We start from the raw sequence: 19,603 nt of genomic DNA, 5'->3' as shown, positions 1-19,603 counted from the left end.
AAAAATTTAGAATTCAATTTGTACACTCGGTTGATTATTAATAGTTAGATACCATATCTTATAATTATTAATTAAAGATGCATTAGGATTATCTGTGGTATCGGGAGTAGGAATAAAATACGAACATTTGAATGAATAAATGTCTTTTTTACTATCAAAGCATATGGTAATTGCATTTTGTTCATTATGTCCTTTTAAGAAAGACTCAGTGACAGTTCTATCCTGAAGTACATCTTTAGTCTTCTTAACCACGTGTTTACATTCTTCTAAAGACATTTGAGGACTTACTGTAAAATTAAAATTAATTCTGCCTTGCTGATAATAAATGTCTATATCTTGAATGTACGGAAAATCTTTTTTAAAGTTAGTTTTATATTCCTTACTATAGTTCGTTGTTATTGGTTGAGCACTGTCTGTATGAATCATACCTACAGCAAAACAAGCATAAAACCCAAATAGAATAGCAACAATTATAACTATGATAATAAATAGGAATCCTAACAATTTTTTCATCCTATTCCTCCCTTTAAACTACTATTTGATTCGCTATTTTTTACTATAGACTACTATCTTTATAATTCTATTCTACCATATTATTACTGTAATAATATACCTATAGCATTAGGTTCCTTGCTCCTAAAATAAATTTATAAACATTTTACCTCTAAGCCTTCGCTAAAGTGAAAGCTTTAGCTATTACTTGTCTACCTATTAGCTAAATTTAAATTTTATGCCACATAAAAATAAGCCACTGAGAAAACTCCTCCAGAGCTTAATATGATGCTCCTTAAGGACTTTTCTTAGCGGCTTTACCTTGCAGTAAGTATATTAAGCTTTAAAGCATTTAAATACTGCAATTAAGTTACTTTTCAATAAAATTGTGATACTAAAAGCCGTAGAATTCATTGTTGAGTAATACGGCACCCATAATAATTATTTAATTTTATTTTTAGAAATTTAACGAGAAGAACCCTAGATTCCCCAATTATAGATTATGCTTATAATGCCAGCAATCTTTCAATTTCATTCTTAATTTTATTTATATAATCTTTTCTTACTTCCTCACTTGGTCTTTTAGCTTCATCAAACAATTCGCTATTAGGTAGTTGATAAACCGAGCTTACTATAGGAGTATCTCCCTTCACTCTGGGGTATAAATGCCAATGAATATGAGGGCAGCCATTTCCAAGGAGCTCATAATTCATTTTATCTGGCTTAAACACATTGGAAACAGCTTCTGCAACTATGGACATTTCTTCAAGGTTTTTAATTTTAAAATCATGTTCTAAATTATGTAATTCTGGGCCATGTTCTTTGCAGTTAAAAACTGTATATCCCTTGAATCTCTGAAACCATCCTAAGATAACATATCCTGTTTCAAGTTCCATAATAAAATATGGATCATTTATAATATTCTTTTGATGTTCACACATCTTGCATTTCATAATATAACCCCCTTAGAAAATATAAATTTTATGTTTCTCATTACTTTACTCTTAGTACACAATTTAAGAAGAGTTCGAATTAAAAATTAATAGTTATACTCATGATTTCCAACACATATTTTTTGAGTTAATATCTCATTTTTCCAAGGCTTTCTTATTTCAATAAGGTTTAAAACATCATATCCCATTTTAGATAAAAATGTTATTATCTTATCATTATTAGGATGTACCCAGTTAAAAACTGTATCGCCACCCAATTCAAATGCAATTTTTTCTGCCTCCTTATATAGTTTCGAGGCTATTCCATTTCTCCTTGCACTATCTGAGACAAATAGAGATTCTGCCCAAACCGCACCACCATCAATTCTACAAACTAAATAACCTAATAGTTCTTTATCATCATTTTCCGCGACAAAAATTGGATACTTTGCCTCTATATATTCTTTAAATTCTTCCTTTGCCTGATCTATTTTAAGTGTTGATATAATACCTTTAAATTGTTTTAATTCCACTCTAAACTATGCTATCAACCAAGAAATTTTTTCTTCATCATTAATTTGGGCTAAACGGATAATCACTATTTCACCTCTCTTTATAGTTCGTTTAATTTTACTACAACGAAGTATTATACTTATTCTACCATATAATTACTGTAATAATATACCTTCAATTATCCATAGTATTCCTAAAATTTAAATCAAAGGTAATCTGCATCTAAGACTTGAAAATCTTGAAATCTTTAGCTGTAAGTGTATCTTTATTAATTGAATTTTAATTTTAAGACACAGAAAAACAGCCACTGAGAACATTACTCCAAAAGATACTAGCTCCTTGGAGAATTTTCTTAGTGGCTGCTTAAATTTTCTTATAAACTTAGGGTTTAAAATCTACTAACTCTTGACCAATGAATTTGGGTGTAGCGTAGTTGAACCGTAAACCTCGCTGTTAGATGAAGTTATTTTAGTCAATGCGAAGGCTTTTACCAACCACCTTCTTATTTAATTCAGTCACATTTATTTATATTCATTTATATGTTTTAAAACTTTATATGGTAATGTTTAATTTCTATTTTGCCTAATCCATTGAGACCATGTAGTTTTAAAATTGTCATCATTTTCAACACAATACCTATAAAAACGTCTTATTAATTTAGCTCTTCGTTCGGAACGATTCATCAAGAGCTGCTCATCCCTAAGTAGATTCTTTCCGCCTAGTAAGACCTGCCTATTCATTATATCTTGGAGACTGACATTTTTAGCGTTTTTCATCATATCATACATTACAATAAAAGTAGTTGTTCTTCCTACCCCAGCTTTGCAATGAAAATGTAGCCAGGTATTTGGAAGCAATGAATTAACGAATTTTATAAAATAATCAACCATGTCATTATTAGGTATTTCATTATCTGTTACAGGTATGCGCATATATGACATATCATAGCTTTGAACTAACCTTTTTTCATTTTCAAGTTTTTTAGGTATTAATGTTATATCACCAATATATATTGGCTTGTTTAATAAGATGCCTTGTAATCTTGTATTTTCATCAGTTAAAACGGCTTCTTTAGTCAAGCCTTTATTGGCCTTGTTATGGTTATCTACCCAACTTATCGCTACACCGTTGATGAATCCATGTGATTCTTGCCTTAAGTCAACTATAATTATTGGCATAGCATGACCTATGGACTGTTTAAGAAACACAAGACCATTTTCAGAAAACTGAGAACTAGCAGATGCGTTTAAATTAGCTAATCCATTTAAGTTTATAACTTTATTATCTTTAAAATTAGCTAAATCAATAGTTTTGCGAAAGTTGTCAGGTAACTCTTTTTCATTATCAAAATTTATAACAAGGCGTAACTTATTACTTCGAGATTTATAATAAGGTTCTTGTATCATTTCATCATTTATATGATAGCAATATTCATATAAAAATGGATGACAATAAGAATGCCAGCCATGATGTCCATGCCTAAAATTATCCTCCATTATATTGTAATTTGTAGAGTTATTTAAAGTTATTTCATTTTGTTTCATATATCATTCTCCATAGTAATTTTCCACTTTATATAATATGATGTTAACTCATATTGTGTTTAGCTACTTCTACCTTTTTTATAGTTTTATTATGGAATTAATGTTTTTTACTATTTAATATATATATCTTTATCCTTCTCCAAGTTCATATTATCAAAAAACCTCATTTACTTATGATACGATTCATCATATCATAAGTAATCGATTTAACTTGGGTGTAATACAACAAATTCGTCTTTATCAAATTATATTGTTAAGTAAAATGAATACTTTGACCCTCTCTGAAAAATTTTCATCTAACATCTCATTCCCCACAGTTACACAAAACTAATTTTGGGATATCTTATTTTTACTCATGTTACCATCCTTGATATAGGATAATATTTCTTTAGCTGACAATTGATTAGTATGTCCTATTTAACTATAATGCACTATCCAGTTAACTCCATTTTGTTATATAATTACTGTAATAATATACCTGTAACCCTTTCATTACCTTCGTAAATTTTAAACCAAAGATAACTTGTATCTAAGCCTTAAAAGCTTTAGCTATAAATTGTCTATTTATTAACTGAATTTTAATTTTAAGACACAGAAAAACAGCTACTGATAACATTACTCCATAGGATACTAGCTCCTTGGAGAATTTTCTTAGTGGCTGCTTAAATTTTCTAATAAACTTAGGGTCTAAAATCTACTAAACCTTGCTGTTATATGAAGTTCTTTTAATCACTCCGAAGGAATATCTCAGTATACATAAGATCATTAATTTTTAAACTAACGATATCTTTTTTAACATACTATATGATTTATAGCCTTTTGGATCATTGTCTTTTACAAAAACTACCTTGTATCCTAATTTCTCGTAGAATTTTTTTGCTTGAAACTCTACTGTACCTAAATTAATGCTATAGACATTTATCTCTTTTGCTTTTTCCTCTATTTTACACATAAGATTTTTACCAATTCCATTTCCTTTATATGCTTCATCAACTACAAGCCAACCTATATACATTGAATCTTCAGTAATGCTCCCATGAACTCCTCCAACAAATTTATCATTATCTAATGCGACAAACATTATATTTCTTTCTTCCATTGGATAAATATTATTATCTCTATTAAACTTCTCTATTTGATTTAATAAAATAGAATTATATTTATCTACCTTTTCAGTGACAACTATAACTTCTGTCTGTGAATTACTTTTTATATCAAAATCAATATTCTTCAAATAGAAATATCTAGTTGTTGTTGGTGTTCCCTTTGTAATTCCTCCAATATGAAAACCAATTGATTTAAAATCTTCTACTCTAGATTCAACTTCTGTATATAATTTCATGCCTATTGCTTTATTTTTATAATAATGACTAACTTCTGAAATCAGCTTTTTTAAAACATGAACATTCTCATAAAACATACTACCAATACTTACCCAATCCCAAGAATAATTTACATATACACTTCCAACTAGTTTTTCACCATCGATAGCATAAAAATATTCCGTTGATGAATCTTTTTCGCCAGTATGTTTTAAATTATAATCTTTTAATTTTTTTATCAGTTCATCTTTATATTTAAAATCTTTATCTTCTATATACCTCATTTTAGCCCTCCGAAAGTCCCTAAATTAGTTCCATTGTTTGCTCCTATTTTATTCTTCTCCTACAATGAACACTAGCTAAATCTAACTGATGTGACTATCATCCATAGCTCTGTGTAACAGCGACAAATGATAAAATGCCTTAACTGAATTCCCTACAACTGCTTAATACTTGGGTTGTAACAGTTTGCCCATGCTACATTATTGTCTATACATCTAAACATTCTGTAAGCTATGGGTCTAAATCCACATTTGGGCCAAAATGTGGAAGAAGCAAGATTAGTTATTCTCCAATCTGTAATTATATTGTTATATCCCTTTTCTTTCATAATCTTATAGCCTTCATTCATTAATTTTTTACCGATTCCACTTCCCATTTCAGAAGGATAAGTACCCGCAATACTTAGCTCTATACCATCATCGGGTGATATCAACCCTGAATTAATAGTCCCATATACTTGGAATCCTACTTCTTTCATGTCCTTAGTTGCAATGAGAACCGTTGCATCATCATCCTCTACTATGCCCTTATAACCTGCTTTTATTTGTGCTACAACTTCAGGTAATAAAGGTTCAAAAGTTGGTGACGAACTTTGATAGTACTGGATTATTTTGGACATACTGCCCATAGCTTCACCATCCGTTTTATTGGCAAGTCTAATATCTATATCAGCTACATTTTCAAAAGGCTTGTACTCTTCCATGTTCATTATGGAGTGTACTTGCTGAATAGAGAAGCTTAATCTAAGGAAGGCCTCATAGTACTCTTGGCTTCCAAGGGGTACTAAAGTATATTGATTGAAACAACCTTGTTCAAGCCAAATAACTGATACCTTTGCATAGAGATTTCTTACAAGTTCAGATGATTGACCCATTCTAATTGCCATTCCCTCATAGGGTACCCATGCATACCTACCTCTTCTACTATCAATCTTTATCTCTCCTATTATATAACCTACTAGTTCCTCATTAAAAAATGCCCCTATCCCTATCACTTTACTATTAACGAACAAATCCTCAAACATATCTGTAATATACTTTATGTTAAGACAGCTATTTTTAAGAAATGGATATACCTTACTCTCAAGATTTTGTCTTTCTATTAGCAAATCAGCCATTGCAGGTATATCATCAACTGTAATTGATTTGAATTTACATTTGTTCATTTCTATCCCCCCAATTAAATTTACATTTCATAATAAATTATAGCATGCCAAAAGATTATTAAATATGTAAAAAACAATTCCTAATTGTTTTTTACTTAAAATCCGAGGTTCTAAGTTACAAGGTTATCAAATGTAACCTCTGTAGTTATCACTTATCTACTAAAAATCGCCGCTACTTATGATACGATTCTCAGTAACGTGCATAACGTAGGCTTTTTTAAAGTAGTTGCTATTACCTTACAGTTCCTTTTTATCAAGTTTATAATAATGAAATTTCCTATCACCTATCTTAATATCATTTAAATACCTAATACAAGGATTTTTACCGACCTTTCATCTTGACTAGATATTTAATAGTCAAATTAATTTATTCTTATTTAGCATAAGCAGAGTGGTAAATCAACGAAATACTTTATATTTCATAAACCTTATTCTCTACCCTCATTGAATAAGGTCTGATAAACTAAAGGTAATAACCTTTCTCAATTCTTCAAGGCTTACCTCTACTTGATATCCAATTTTCCCAGCACTAAATATGATGGTTTCAAAGTTACCTGCTGATTCATCAAGGGTAGTTACAAAACTCTTTTTCATGCCAACAGGTGAGCATCCCCCGTGTATATATCCTGTAATCTCCAGCAAATCCTTTGATTTAATCATTTTAACTGCTTTCTCGCTAACACTATTAGCAGCTTTTTTAAAATCTAATTCATCTGCCGCAGGAACTAGGAATACATAATATTTATTAGTTTCACTTACAGTTACCAGTGTTTTGAACACTTGTTTGGGATTCTGATTCAAAACCTTTGCAACCTCAAGGCCACTAACAGCATTTGTATTTGCATAACAATGACTTTTATACTCTACTTTCGCTTTATCTAATAATCTCATTACATTTGTTTTAACTGCCATATATCTCACTCCAAAAATCACAAAAATTCTTATTTCTAATTGTATTTCATTAATAAAATAGCTATTGTTTTCTGCTTAATCTAGCTTAACAATTGAGATAATTAATGTATAGGACTTTCTTTCCAATTAACTATACTTTACCACAAGTTAGCTAAAATTTCAGGGGGCTTACCTTTTTATAATAACTTACTACAATTAAATTCAGTGTTCATCACTGAATTTGGATAATGAGTCGAGATAAAGTTTAATTACAGTTCAATCAATGTTTTATATAAATTGTTAATTATGTTTCTAAATATCTCTCTACTATTATCATCTAACTCAGGCTCATCAATATAGTATAAACAAGCTTCTGGAACTACTTCCATAAATTTTTGATTAAAATCGGGATAACATTTTTTTTAATAAGTCTCCATACTCTGAATAACATCTTTCTGAAAGTTCATAGTACTCATCATGAGTAATTTAGTAATTTATGAAATCTTCTATATGTTGGATTAGATTGTTTTTACATAACAATGCTTTCTCATCATCTATTCACTATTGCATCAGCGTGAACTTTTGTTATATCGTTACGGATTATTTCAAGGGACGTAGTCACACCTCCACTCTCTTAATTCAAACCTATATAATTAACAAACCAAAAAGATATTAAAGTTCTATCCATATAAGGAGTATCTTTTACATATAGTCATAAGTTTGAACTAAAAAATTAATATTTTCATAAATTATCTTTCTACTACATAATTAGCTAAACCATATTATACCATAATTACATGTAAAAACCCCTCAAACCTAATGTCTGAGGGAGATAAAGAATATTTCAGTTCTAACCATAAACTCTCTAGATACTTTTATATAAACTTATTCCATCTTCAGAAGTTGATTTTTTAATAATCAGTAGGTTTGTTTTATATAGTCTCGGACATAACACTTTATTCTACTTCAACAAGAAGTCCTCTAGATCCTCGTCTTACTAGATAACTTTGATAAGCAAGTTCATTTGCTAATAGTTTCCTTCCACCAAAGTAATAATCCCATTCTGGAGTTGTAAAGGTTACTATGACTCTGCCTCTACCATAAGGATATTCTATCATAACTGTGTTATTATTTTCATCAGTAAGAATTACTACAGTTCCTACTGGCAAATTAGTAAAATATCCATGGGATGATGCACTCCAGCCATCTAAATCATTTCTATAACCCTGATCTATGATTTGTCCACAATTACCACCAAAGCAAGGAAGTGCTGCAGTAATTATTGGGTGGGTGCTATTTGCTATATTATTGTTTTCAGTGTATCTTACTTGGTACTTAAGTCCACCTACAAAGGTAGCAACAGTAGAATAATATTGAACCCAAGCTAAATTTGCAGATAATATACCACCACTTCTTACAAAATCTTCAATGGAAGGTAGAATTGCTCCATTTGGCATTATATTTGAATAGTAAGGCTGAAATTGTGCAGAAGGAATTATTATTTCTTTAAACCTAGATAAATCAATAGAGCCAATTTGATCTGAACTTATGGTGCAAAAATTTACTCCTTGTGCTTGGAGTTCATCAGTCATAGAACTAAATCCCCAAGAAAGATTATCTTGGATTAATAATACAGTTTCATTGCCTGTACAGGTATTAACAGACAAAGCTTGTAATTTTTCTTGTATACCTTGAAAATAATCTATTGAAGTATTGTTAATAGGTTCTAAATTTTTCATATTTGTCACCTTTTACTTTTATTAGAGACTTTACTCCCTAATATATACTATGTTAAGAAGTTAACGCTTGTTCCTTAAAATCTAATGTGTTTTTAGCTGTTTGCCAATGTTAGAGTGAGAGTTTTCACCTAAGCCTAAAATTCCCCTCTCTCTCCTTTTCTATCTCCACTACAAACTCTGTGTTTATTATTACTGGCAAATAATTAAGATACCTATTCTAATATTATTTTTTGTTCAAGGGGCTGTGGTATACTTATGAATTAACTCCATGTGAGTTTCTCAAGTGCAATATGACTGCGGTACCAATCATCACTTTCAAGAAGTACTTCAGGGGAACCCGCATTTTTAACTCTGCCATGTTCTAATATAACAACAGTGTCACTAACAATCATGGAGGACAAACGGTGAGATATAGACAGTATGGTATGGGCCTCACTTGCTTTGCCAAGTACAGATACTATTCTTTCTTCTGTGATAGAATCAAGGTTTGCCGTAATCTCATCTAATAAAAGAATAGGTGGATTTGTTACAATAGCCCTGGCTATAGCCAAAAGTTGCTTTTGTCCTTGTGAAAAAAGTGTATCATTGACTACTTTAGTATCCACGCCCTTTTCCAGTGATTCTACATATTCTTTAAGTCCTACAAAATCCAGAGCTTTTTCTATTTGCTCCCTTGAAATACTTTCATCCTTTAAGCTTATCTGGTCTGCCACAGTACCCTTAATTACATGAAAGTTTTGATCAACATACCCAAAAAGCTTACGTTTTTCTGAGTTTGATATCTCATAAACATCTATTCCATTTATAGTAATACTGCCCTTTGTTGGCCTTAAAAGTCCCATTATAAGTTTAAATAATGTTGTTTTGCCTACTCCTGTCCTTCCTACAAAAGTAACCTTCTCATTTGGTTTTAATCTAAGGTTAATATCTTGAAGAATATTAGTGCCTTCTTCATATTGAAAGGAAATATGGTTAAAAGATAATCTCACATCTCCACGATTTTGAATAATATCTTCTGACTTCAGTTCATCTTTCTTAATCTCATCTTCAGGTTCACTATAAAAATCATTTACCCTTTTAATACCTGATATGGCCTGCTGAATATTCTGAAGCTCCATACCAAGGTTTTCAATTGGTGCAAACAGGTTAGATATTAATTCTATTGTTGCTGCAACCATACCAAGGGATATGCCCAAAAAATTTAGCTGACTAGAAGACAACACTACAATGAAAGCTATAACAACTGCACGAATTAACTGAATCAAAGGTGAGTAAACTGAATCATAAAAATTAACTTTATCTACAGTTTTATAATTATCAAGTAAATGTGTCTTATAGTTCTCTTCCATATACTTTTCTTTGCTGTAGGATTTAATCATCTGTATATTTTTTATACTTTCCGATATATGATTGTTTACCTTACCTATAAGTATTCGATTCTCTAACTGTGCTTTAAGCATCCTCTTTTGAAAAAACCGCGTAATACCATAAATAGCTGGCAGAAGTAATATTGTTACAAATCCAATCCTACTACTGAACATCCAGATTGAAATTACAATGCCTATAAGCTTAAAGCCGTCAACCATCATTCCAACTATACCATTAGTAAACAGTGAACTAATTGCATCAACATCATTTGTAAATCTTGAAACCACTGCTCCAGAGCTGTTTGAGGAAAAGAACATTGCATTTACCTTTTCAAGTTTTTCCATCATTTCTATTTTTATCTCTTCAGTTATTTTTTGTCCCATTATTGTAAGAATAGCCTCTTTTACGAAATCAAAAATTCCTATAAAAAGTATTATTACAATATAAGAAATAGCTAATACAAGTAATTTATCGTTGTTTTTGGGTACAAGGTTGTTGTCTACTATATATTTTAAAATCTGTGGCGGAATTAAGGTTGTAACTACAACACCACAAATGGCAACTAGTAATAATACACTTAGCTTCATATTATTTTTAATTACTTTACTCATTGACTGCTTTATCAAAGTATTGCTCTTCATAGTCTCCCCCCTCTGTACATTGCAAATTATATATTGTGGCATAAACATCAGATTTTTTCATGAGCTCTTCATGTGTGCCCATATCAGCGGTTGTATCATTTTTTAATAAGATTATTCTATTTATCCTATTGAAGATAGCTAAACGGTGAGAAATTAAAATAATCAAACTGTCTTTATAATTGCTTCTTAAGTTTTCAATAATTTTTTCTTCTGTCTTCATGTCAACTGCTGAAAAAGGGTCATCTAATATTATAATTTTATTCTTATTAATAAGTGCTCTAGCAAGAGCTATTCTTGCCTGCTGACCCCCGCTTAATTTTATTCCACTGTTTCCAACCAAGGTATCTTGCCCCTTTTGCATTGCATCCAAATCTGTATCAAAGCAAACATCCTTTAAAACATCTGAGATTTCTTTGCTACTGCCCATGGTTATATTGTTGTATATTGAATCAGAAAGTAACTGTGGCTTATGCCCTAAATAAGAAATCATTTGGCTTCGCTCATACTGGGAGTAATCATTAAGTTCTCTGCCATCAACTTTAATACTACCTAAATAAGGATATAATCCTAAAAGGGATAATCCAAGTGTAGATTTACCTGAAGCAATTGATCCAGTTATACCTATAATTTCACCCTTCTTAGCTTTAAAGCTTATATTCTCGATTATATTTTCACGGCCTTCACCATAAGAAAAACTAAGGCCCTCCACTGATAACATGGTATCCCTATTATCTATACTAGAAGAACTATCCTTAGTTTTGTAGTCTGAAAGATATGGTTCAATACGTTTCCAAGAAATCTGAGACTTTTGAACGGAATTAAAGAGCTTTGCTGCTTTACTTGCCTTAGTAGCCATAGCTGTAAACATGGCAATATAAGTAGAAAAGCTTCCTACAGTCCAGCCTCCTCTAATAACCTTTGTACCTCCAAGGTAAATAACCATAATTATTCCAAGCATTGCTATAACGTTATAAATAGGCTGCATAGAGTTTTCCAATATACTGGCCTTTATAGCTTTGTTCTTTAAATCCTCCAGTTCCTCATTATACCGAGCTCTATTTTTAACTTCCATACCAGTGACACGATAAAGCATGGAATTTTCAATCATATCATAAGTAACATCTGCAATATCGCTGCTTTTCTTTCGATACTCCCTAGCGTACTTGTAAATAACACTTTTTAATTTTTCAGCAATTGCCATAGCAACTGGAACAAAGATAATAGAAAGCATAGTTATTTTCACATCATAAAAAAGCATTGATATTAGATAGGATATCATAAGCACACCAGTATCGAAAACTTCGGTTGTAAACTTTCGCATTCCTTCAACACATAAATCCACATCAGAAATTACTCTTGTCATAAGGTTACCAGTGTTTTCATTATCAAGCTCTGAAGTACTTTTGCTCATTATATTATTGTATATCATAAACCTCATAGTTGAACTTGTGCTATTTGCAAAACGTCTTATATAAAAACGCTTAAAATAACGAAACAGCTGAGTAATTCCAATGAGCATAGCATACAAAGTAGCAACTAATACTACTGATGATAAGCTATTACCCTCTGCAATAGAATCTATAAGTTTACCTTGATATATAGGACCTAGAATCATTGAAGTATTACTAGCTATTCCAAATACTATAATGCAGGTTACCAAAAACTTTTCTTTCTTCCAATAGTTTAAAATTTTATCTGGTTGTTTCATAGGTTCAATTTTTAGTTTTGACATAGCAATCCCCCCCCTTTTAACAATAATACTACCAATTACATTAAAATACAATTATATGCACATTAAACACCATTATAATTACACTATAATGCTATCTTGCTACTTATTAAGTTGACCAAGAATATTAATTATCGTATAATTTAAATTAAATAATCAAAAAAAATTATTCTCTATGTCAAAGGAGCGGCGGAAGATGGATAATGATATTTTAAATTTGGAACAGGCCTGCGATTTTTTAGGTGTGGGAGAAAGAACGTTGATAAAATTATTAAGAGAAGAGCATATACCAGCTAGAAAAATAGGCAGGGAATGGAGATTTAGTAGATCTGCTCTTATGGAGTGGATTGGGTCTGGAGATTCATATGAATATGCCAATAAAGAAGAACTTTATGAAGTGGTTAAAGATATGAGTGGTAACTATGATGTTATGCTAGACAACGTTTTTGACGAAATAACAAATCTTAAAGTAAATAAACATATTAACTCATTATTAAAGAATGTTCCATCAGGAATAGATATTCCTGACAATGTTACCCTTAGGGTTAGCTATAAGCAAAAGAGAGAAGTTGAAAAATTACAATTTAAATTATTTTGGCCATTAAGAGATGAATATAGACTGACTAATAAAGAAAAATAATCTTGAGCTTGCTTCACTGTCTTTTAGGTAGAGATTACCTAGTAGTCCATTATAAATCCATATTTCAATATTATTGGCAAAACAAAAGCCGGTTAAAGTTGCATAATGTAAACTAACCGGCTTTCATCTCATAATCAAGACATAAAGTATACTAACATAAAGAGACTTAATAGAATTAAAAAATTTGATAGTCTACTTTTTCATTTTCATTTATCTTAAGTGCATATAGACCTTTTGGTGAAGTTATACTATACTTTCCAGAATAATAATTTCGAGATAAATAACCTAAGTATTTTAATACTATTTTAATGAGCATGACTATGGTGAATATCCAATAAGTGCTTATGTGAATAAATATGTTCCTCATGAGTATGGGCATGACTATGCTTTCCTACAATAGTTTTATCATGAAAATGATTATGATGGCCATCATCGTGACTATGTTCATGAGTTATAGCTGTATGGCTATGCTCATGATTATGCTCTTCTGTAGAAGCAAATTAAGTTCCTATTATCATAAATATCTTCTACTAATACAATAGTACTTGATACTGTAATAAAAAATATAGCAATCCAAAGTCGTTTGTTACTTCAACTAGATTATTGTCTGTATCTTTATTGCAACTCATGTTAATATCTATTATTCAGTCATATAGTTGCTATACTACTCATAAAATACTTATGTATTAATTCTTAGGAGTATATATGAATAACATTTTCATCTCAACACTTACTATGGGGATATTAGGTTTTGTCATTTCACTTATTGGTTTACTTACTGGAATGTTACTTTCGTCTTTTGTAAAGAAACGTGGCAAAAGATTTAAAGGTACATTACTAGGGTTTGTTGGTGGACTAATGCTAGCAATTGTATGCTTTGATCTATTACCAGAGTCCTTTGAAGTTGGAAGTGTATATATTGGTATAATAGGTATTACATTCGGACTTATCATTTCTGTATTACTTGATAGCGAATTAGAACATAATCATGAACATACCTCTTCACGAATAAATCATAGATATTTTAAAGCTGCTATGTTAATGGCTATTGGAATTGGTATTCATAATATTCCTGGGGGTATAGCCTTTGGCTCTCTATTTTGCAGTAATTCTACAAAAGGTTTTCATCTTGCTTTAGCATTAGTAATTCATGGAATTCCTGAAGGTTTAACATTAGGCATACTTCTTAGAGAGTATAAATCCAATACCGCCATTCTTCTAGCCTTTTCACTGATTACCTCTTTGCCTATGGGATTGGGGTCAGTACTAGGTACATTGTTAGGGACTCTCTCACCTCTGGTTATCTGTTTTAGCCTTGCCCTTGCTGGTGGAATGATACTTTATATTATTTATCGAGAGACTTTACCAAGCTCAAGGGAAATTTGGAAAGGTAAGCTCTCAACAGTAGGTAATGTTTTAGGAATGATTGTGGGAATTTTGATGATTTCTTTTCTTGGAAAATAGTATATAAAAAAAGTTAAATGGGTTGTCTCAAAACTCTGCTTTGAGACAACCTCTTTATGGATAAAGTTATGAAAATTTCTTCTTCAAAATTAAATGTAGGTTTTACTTCTTGTATTTATTTATAATTTAAATAAATTTATATCATATATTAGGTTCAATTGGGATTAACAATATAATCTAATCAGCTTTTTTTAGTATCATAATCTTGTACAGGCCTCCAAATATACTCTTTCTTTCCTCAACAACTTTTAAGTTTATGCCCACTGCTATTTGTGAAAACTTTCTATTTATATCGGTTCCAAGGGATTTAGTTAATTTATTCAACAAGGCTTTTACTACACTTTCTCTTTGTCCCTCACCAGCAAACTTATCAAATATTGCAATTTTTCCATTTGGCTTTAATACTCTGTAAGCTTCTTTTAAACACTTATTACCATCTGGAACTACAGATAAAATTAGATTTAAAATAACGTAATCGAATTCTTTATCCTGAAAGCTTAAATTCATTGCATCCATATTCAATATATTAACCTTCTCTAAATTAAGAACATCAACCTTTTTCCTTGCAACTTCTAGCATTTCCTCAGTTATATCTATTCCAGTAACTTGTACTCCCTTAGGCAAAAACTTAAGATCCTCACCTGTTCCTACACCTATAAATAAAATCTTATCTTCTGGATTTAATGTTAAAAGATTAATTTCTAATTTTCTTTGACTATTAAATATACTACTTCCAAAAAACTTATCATATATTTTAGCCCATTTCTTATATATTTTCTTATTGCTCAAGTTGTCCATAGATACACCCCCATAAAAGTTATGCAGCCATAAATTATGGCTGCATAGTTTTTAGTTATTTTTCTGTTTTCATTGCTCTCATAGAATTTAATACTGCAATTAGTGTAACACCAACATCACCAAATACAGCTTCCCACATAGTCCCCACTCCAAAAGCTACAAGAACTAGTATTATTGCTTTAATTCCTAAGGCAAAGATTATATTTTGCATTACTATTGTTCTTGTTTTCTTAGCTATTCTTATAGCGGTTGCAATTTTGGAAGGCTCATCAGTCATAATAACTACATCAGCGGCTTCAATTGCAGCATCTGAACCAACACCACCCATTGCAATACCTATATCAGCTCTAGCTAAAACTGGAGCATCATTTATTCCATCACCAACAAATATTAACTTACCCTTAGAAGACTTTTCTTTATCTAAAAGTTCTACTTTTTCAACTTTTTGGTCTGGTAATAATTCTGAATAAACCTGATCTAGCCCTAATTCTTTGGCAACTTTAGTTCCAACAGTTTTATTATCCCCAGTTAGCATAACAGTTTTTCTAACTCCACTTGCCTTTAAAGCTTTTATAGCTTCTGCTGAATCTTCTTTAACTTCATCAGATATTACAATATACCCAGCATATTCTTTATTGATAGCTACATGAACTACAGTGCCTATAGTTTCTATCTGTGCATATTCTATATTTTCTCTAATCATCAGTTTATGATTACCTGCAAAGATTTCTTTTCCTAAAACAGAAACTTTTACACCATGGCCAGATATTTCTTCATAATTCTCAATTGATTCTTTAGCTATATCCATACCATATGCCTTTAAAATCGAAGTTGCTATTGGATGGTTAGAATAACTTTCTGCATAAGCTGCATAAGTTAGAAGCTCATCCTTTGTAACATTTCCTTGTGGCTGTATATCAGTTACCTTAAATACTCCTTTTGTAAGGGTTCCTGTTTTGTCAAATACAACTAACTCAACGTTGTTTAAAGCTTCAAGATAGTTACCACCTTTAACTAGAATACCATTTTTTGAAGCCCCACCAATACCTCCAAAGAAACCTAGTGGAATAGATACTACTAAAGCACAAGGGCAAGATACAACTAGGAAGGCTAAGGCTCTATATATCCACTCTGAAAATGTTGCTCCACTTATAAGAAGTGGTGGTAGTATTGCTAAGGCTAAAGCAGAGAAAACTACAATTGGTGTATAATATCTAGCAAACTTAGTTATAAAGTTTTCAGTAGGAGCCTTTTTACTACTTGCATTTTGGACTAAATCAAGGATTTTAGCAATAGTAGAATCTCCAAATTCTTTTTCTACTTCTATAGTTAAAAGACCATTTTTATTAATAACTCCACCTAGTACATTATCTCCAATACCTATTTCTCTTGGAACTGATTCACCAGTTAAAGCAGAAGTGTCTACCATAGAGTTACCTTCAATTACTTTACCATCTAGAGGAACTTTTTCTCCTGGTTTTACAACTATTATATCACCTACATTAACTTCTTCTGGGGATACCTTTTTAATATCCTCACCAATTTTCAGGTTAGCAAAATCGGGTCTTATATCCATTAAAGCTGCTATAGATTTTCTAGAACGATTAACAGCCATACCTTGGAATATTTCACCTAATTGATAGAAGAGCATAACAGCTACTCCTTCTGGAAACTCACCAATTGCAAAAGCTCCAATGGTTGCTATACTCATGAGGAAGTTTTCATCAAAAACTTGACCTCCTCTAATATTCTTAAGAGCTCTAAGCACAACTTCTCCACCAACAAGTAAATAACTTATTAAATAAAGTATTAGCTCTGTATAAAAACTAAAATTAAACATTGAAGCAACTGCAAAAATTGAAGCTCCAACTCCAAGTCTTATAAATTCACTCTTATTACTTTCATGGCTATGGTCATGTCCATGTTCATGGCCATGTGAATCCTTGTGCTTTTTATTTCCATTTCCCTCTAAAACATATACCTTTACATCAGGCTCAATTTTTTTAACAATTTTCTTAACTTCTTCTACAATACTATCTTTATCTGCATTGCTCTCAACTTCCATAATAAGTTTTTGAGCAACAAAGTCAACAATTACACTGTTAACATCAGGAATATTTCCAGCTTCCTTTTCAATTTTTGCTGCACAGTTTGCACAACATAAACCTTCTAACATTATCACCAATTTATTTGATTTTCCTGAAACTTTTTCTTTTACAACTACATGGGATTCAATTTTATTTATTGTTTCAATAGATGCAGCAACTAGCTCATTAACCTTAGTTATTTCTTCTAGTTCCATAGTCAAAGTCTTAGTTACAAAATTAACTGAAGCACTAGCAATTCCATCCATACTATTTAGTTTAGTTTCTATTTTTGATGCGCAGTTGGCACAATCTAATCCTTCTAAGATGAATTGTTTCTTAATCTTTGTAACTGGCTTCTTTTGCACTGTATTTAACTGCATTATTGTTTTTGGCTTCATTGTGCTTGACTCTAATTTTATCTGTGTTGGTTTATTATCTTTTACATTAGGCTTTGAAATCTTATTATTACTCATTTCTTACTCCCCCCAAATCTATTTATTTCTCTTTTAAATGAGCTAAACCTTGATCAAATATACCTTTAACATGATCATCATCTAAGGAATAATAAACAACCTTTCCTTCTTTTCTATACTTAACTAACCTAGCTTGTTTAAGAACCCTTAACTGATGTGAAATAGCTGATTGATTCATGCAAAGTAAAGCAGCTATATCACATACGCACATTTCCGATTGGAATAATGCACATATAATTTTTATTCTTGTACTATCCCCAAAAGTTTTAAACAAATCTGCTAAGTCATATAAAGTTTCCTCTTGTGGAATTGTTTCTTTAACTCTTTTTACAACATCTTCGTGAATAACATTGCAATTACAGGTATCAATTATTTCTTTATTATTTTCCATCCAATATCACCTCAACTGAATATATGTTTACTTGTTCATATGTTTATATATTCAGTATATGCTACTTGCTTATATTTGTCAAAACTTTTTATATAAATTTAGCAAATTTTTTATTCATACTCATTCTTACTAGAAATTATCTTTTATTTTCTCTATCTATAAATAAATCATGGAGCATAGATGATTTTATTTATAAAATTCCATAAAAAATCACTATGAAAACTCAGCTAAAGTTTTCATAGTGATTATATCTTTTAATTTACGCTACTAATCTAATTAAGTCAAAAATATTTAAAGATAACAATATTTATGGCAATCTTTAAGTATTTATAACAATTAATATTGTTAAGAATAAAAAAACATAAGAATTCTTAATGCTTGTGCTGGTTTTAGAAGTTTTTCATTAAATTAGCCTTAATTATTTACTTGGCTTCATACCATCTACCTAACGCTCTAAGAGAATTAGCTAAGGTGTCAATTACAACTAAAATGCATCACTCCAGCTATAGATCTTCATATGTTTATGATACTGATTCTTTTGAATTCTGTATTTTATTTATAGTATCTTCATTTATAGCTTGTTTCAATTCTTTCATATACTTTGAGAATTCTACTTCTTTTTTTCCATAGGTAAGGTTTAATTCATACTCAAGAGGTAACCATGTTGATATACTGGCCTCATTATGTTGCATTATTGCCTCCATCTTATCCAGTGCCTTATAAATTTTGGCTTCTAAAGTTTTTTGCTCATGCATTTCTAAAAATAGCATAGTAAGTTCTTTTTTATAGGGCTCTGGTATATTCTCAAGCAGCTGTTGAACCGCTCTATCCTCAACAATCTCATGGCTTTCAGTTTTGTAAAATGCAGGTATGTCCCCTGTCACTGCTTCACCTAAGTCATGAAAAATACACATTAATATTACTTTATTGATATCAACCTTAGGAAATTCATCCTTTACAAAGTATGCCATTAAAGATAATCGCCAGCTGTGCTCTGCTACACTTTCATGACGATTAGAAGAAGTCCATGAATGTCTTGTATTATTTTTAAGATTTTCTGCAACAGCCATAATCTCTATAAATTTTCTTATGTTCATTTTCCCAAACCTCCAAATATATTATAAAATTATCT

General features: G+C 30.8%; 16 protein-coding genes. 2 read left to right on the top strand and 14 right to left on the bottom strand.

What is annotated here, in order from left to right:
- Window positions 1-6 precede the first annotated feature (6 nt).
- From B3040_RS10515 to B3040_RS10470, 10 genes are all read right to left on the bottom strand, one after another.
- Window positions 7-513, bottom strand: a complete 507-nt coding sequence (locus B3040_RS10515) for a hypothetical protein (RefSeq protein WP_291573016.1) — start codon at window positions 511-513, stop codon at window positions 7-9.
- Window positions 514-998: 485 nt separating this feature from the next.
- The gene (locus tag B3040_RS10510; RefSeq protein WP_291573014.1) at window positions 999-1,445 is read right to left on the bottom strand and encodes an HIT family protein; all 447 of its coding nucleotides are present in this window, start codon (window positions 1,443-1,445) and stop codon (window positions 999-1,001) included.
- 86 nt (window positions 1,446-1,531) lie between these two features.
- A complete protein-coding gene (locus tag B3040_RS10505) occupies window positions 1,532-1,957 on the bottom strand; it encodes a GNAT family N-acetyltransferase (RefSeq protein ID WP_291573013.1) in 426 nt (141 codons plus the stop codon).
- A 546-nt stretch (window positions 1,958-2,503) separates the two neighbouring features.
- Window positions 2,504-3,481 (bottom strand): fused DSP-PTPase phosphatase/NAD kinase-like protein, encoded by a 978-nt coding sequence (locus B3040_RS10500; protein ID WP_291573011.1) that lies wholly within the window; start codon window positions 3,479-3,481, stop codon window positions 2,504-2,506.
- A 772-nt stretch (window positions 3,482-4,253) separates the two neighbouring features.
- A complete protein-coding gene (locus B3040_RS10495) occupies window positions 4,254-5,087 on the bottom strand; it encodes a GNAT family N-acetyltransferase (protein WP_291573009.1) in 834 nt (277 codons plus the stop codon).
- Between the two features lie 152 nt (window positions 5,088-5,239).
- The gene (locus tag B3040_RS10490; protein WP_291573008.1) at window positions 5,240-6,250 is read right to left on the bottom strand and encodes a GNAT family N-acetyltransferase; all 1,011 of its coding nucleotides are present in this window, start codon (window positions 6,248-6,250) and stop codon (window positions 5,240-5,242) included.
- Between the two features lie 441 nt (window positions 6,251-6,691).
- A complete protein-coding gene (gene ybaK, locus B3040_RS10485; protein WP_291573006.1) occupies window positions 6,692-7,162 on the bottom strand; it encodes a Cys-tRNA(Pro) deacylase in 471 nt (156 codons plus the stop codon).
- 935 nt (window positions 7,163-8,097) lie between these two features.
- Complete coding sequence (locus tag B3040_RS10480) at window positions 8,098-8,880, bottom strand: hypothetical protein (protein WP_291573004.1); 783 nt, start codon at window positions 8,878-8,880, stop codon at window positions 8,098-8,100.
- Between the two features lie 260 nt (window positions 8,881-9,140).
- Window positions 9,141-10,889 carry an ABC transporter ATP-binding protein gene (locus tag B3040_RS10475; RefSeq protein ID WP_291572982.1) on the bottom strand — a complete coding sequence of 583 codons (1,749 nt, stop codon included), beginning with the start codon at window positions 10,887-10,889 and terminating at the stop codon, window positions 9,141-9,143.
- Window positions 10,852-12,621, bottom strand: a complete 1,770-nt coding sequence (locus B3040_RS10470) for an ABC transporter ATP-binding protein (protein WP_291572981.1) — start codon at window positions 12,619-12,621, stop codon at window positions 10,852-10,854. The genes B3040_RS10475 and B3040_RS10470 overlap by 38 nt, the downstream gene beginning before the upstream one ends.
- Window positions 12,622-12,814: 193 nt before the next feature.
- Between B3040_RS10470 and B3040_RS10465 the strand changes: the two genes are divergently transcribed.
- Window positions 12,815-13,258 (top strand): helix-turn-helix domain-containing protein, encoded by a 444-nt coding sequence (locus B3040_RS10465; RefSeq protein ID WP_291572979.1) that lies wholly within the window; start codon window positions 12,815-12,817, stop codon window positions 13,256-13,258.
- Between the two features lie 735 nt (window positions 13,259-13,993).
- Entirely contained in the window at window positions 13,994-14,722 is a 729-nt protein-coding gene (locus B3040_RS10460; protein WP_291572976.1) for a ZIP family metal transporter, read from the top strand.
- 177 nt (window positions 14,723-14,899) lie between these two features.
- Here the strand turns inward: B3040_RS10460 and B3040_RS10455 are convergent, their stop codons facing one another.
- The 4 genes from B3040_RS10455 to B3040_RS10440 all read right to left on the bottom strand — a co-directional run bounded on the left by B3040_RS10455 (window position 14,900) and on the right by B3040_RS10440 (window position 19,568).
- Window positions 14,900-15,520, bottom strand: coding sequence for a class I SAM-dependent methyltransferase (locus B3040_RS10455; protein WP_291572973.1), 621 nt, complete (start codon window positions 15,518-15,520; stop codon window positions 14,900-14,902).
- Between the two features lie 55 nt (window positions 15,521-15,575).
- Entirely contained in the window at window positions 15,576-18,080 is a 2,505-nt protein-coding gene (locus B3040_RS10450; RefSeq protein ID WP_414632533.1) for a heavy metal translocating P-type ATPase, read from the bottom strand.
- A gap of 22 nt (window positions 18,081-18,102) precedes the next feature.
- Window positions 18,103-18,471 (bottom strand): ArsR/SmtB family transcription factor, encoded by a 369-nt coding sequence (locus B3040_RS10445; RefSeq protein WP_291572971.1) that lies wholly within the window; start codon window positions 18,469-18,471, stop codon window positions 18,103-18,105.
- A gap of 521 nt (window positions 18,472-18,992) precedes the next feature.
- Complete coding sequence (locus tag B3040_RS10440; RefSeq protein ID WP_291572969.1) at window positions 18,993-19,568, bottom strand: HD domain-containing protein; 576 nt, start codon at window positions 19,566-19,568, stop codon at window positions 18,993-18,995.
- Window positions 19,569-19,603 lie beyond the last annotated feature (35 nt).

The sequence above is a fragment of the Clostridium sp. UBA4548 genome (assembly GCF_002387895.1).
Classification (GTDB): domain Bacteria; phylum Bacillota; class Clostridia; order Clostridiales; family Clostridiaceae; genus Clostridium_J.
Note: the sequence above shows the minus strand (reverse complement) of the source record. Positions and strands in the feature narration are given on the sequence as shown.

What these genes read in the sequence shown, in the direction of transcription:
- B3040_RS10465 (WP_291572979.1), top strand. Translation starts at nt 12,815, where the DNA reads ATGGATAATGATATTTTAAATTTGGAACAGGCCTGCGATTTTTTAGGT.
- B3040_RS10490 (WP_291573008.1), bottom strand. Translation starts at nt 6,250, where the DNA reads ATGAACAAATGTAAATTCAAATCAATTACAGTTGATGATATACCTGCA.
- B3040_RS10445 (WP_291572971.1), bottom strand. Translation starts at nt 18,471, where the DNA reads ATGGAAAATAATAAAGAAATAATTGATACCTGTAATTGCAATGTTATT.
- B3040_RS10495 (WP_291573009.1), bottom strand. Translation starts at nt 5,087, where the DNA reads ATGAGGTATATAGAAGATAAAGATTTTAAATATAAAGATGAACTGATA.
- B3040_RS10510 (WP_291573014.1), bottom strand. Translation starts at nt 1,445, where the DNA reads ATGAAATGCAAGATGTGTGAACATCAAAAGAATATTATAAATGATCCA.
- B3040_RS10455 (WP_291572973.1), bottom strand. Translation starts at nt 15,520, where the DNA reads ATGGACAACTTGAGCAATAAGAAAATATATAAGAAATGGGCTAAAATA.
- B3040_RS10450 (WP_414632533.1), bottom strand. Translation starts at nt 18,080, where the DNA reads ATGAGTAATAATAAGATTTCAAAGCCTAATGTAAAAGATAATAAACCA.
- B3040_RS10515 (WP_291573016.1), bottom strand. Translation starts at nt 513, where the DNA reads ATGAAAAAATTGTTAGGATTCCTATTTATTATCATAGTTATAATTGTT.
- B3040_RS10500 (WP_291573011.1), bottom strand. Translation starts at nt 3,481, where the DNA reads ATGAAACAAAATGAAATAACTTTAAATAACTCTACAAATTACAATATA.
- B3040_RS10480 (WP_291573004.1), bottom strand. Translation starts at nt 8,880, where the DNA reads ATGAAAAATTTAGAACCTATTAACAATACTTCAATAGATTATTTTCAA.
- B3040_RS10440 (WP_291572969.1), bottom strand. Translation starts at nt 19,568, where the DNA reads ATGAACATAAGAAAATTTATAGAGATTATGGCTGTTGCAGAAAATCTT.
- B3040_RS10475 (WP_291572982.1), bottom strand. Translation starts at nt 10,889, where the DNA reads ATGAAGAGCAATACTTTGATAAAGCAGTCAATGAGTAAAGTAATTAAA.
- ybaK (WP_291573006.1), bottom strand. Translation starts at nt 7,162, where the DNA reads ATGGCAGTTAAAACAAATGTAATGAGATTATTAGATAAAGCGAAAGTA.
- B3040_RS10470 (WP_291572981.1), bottom strand. Translation starts at nt 12,621, where the DNA reads ATGTCAAAACTAAAAATTGAACCTATGAAACAACCAGATAAAATTTTA.
- B3040_RS10460 (WP_291572976.1), top strand. Translation starts at nt 13,994, where the DNA reads ATGGGGATATTAGGTTTTGTCATTTCACTTATTGGTTTACTTACTGGA.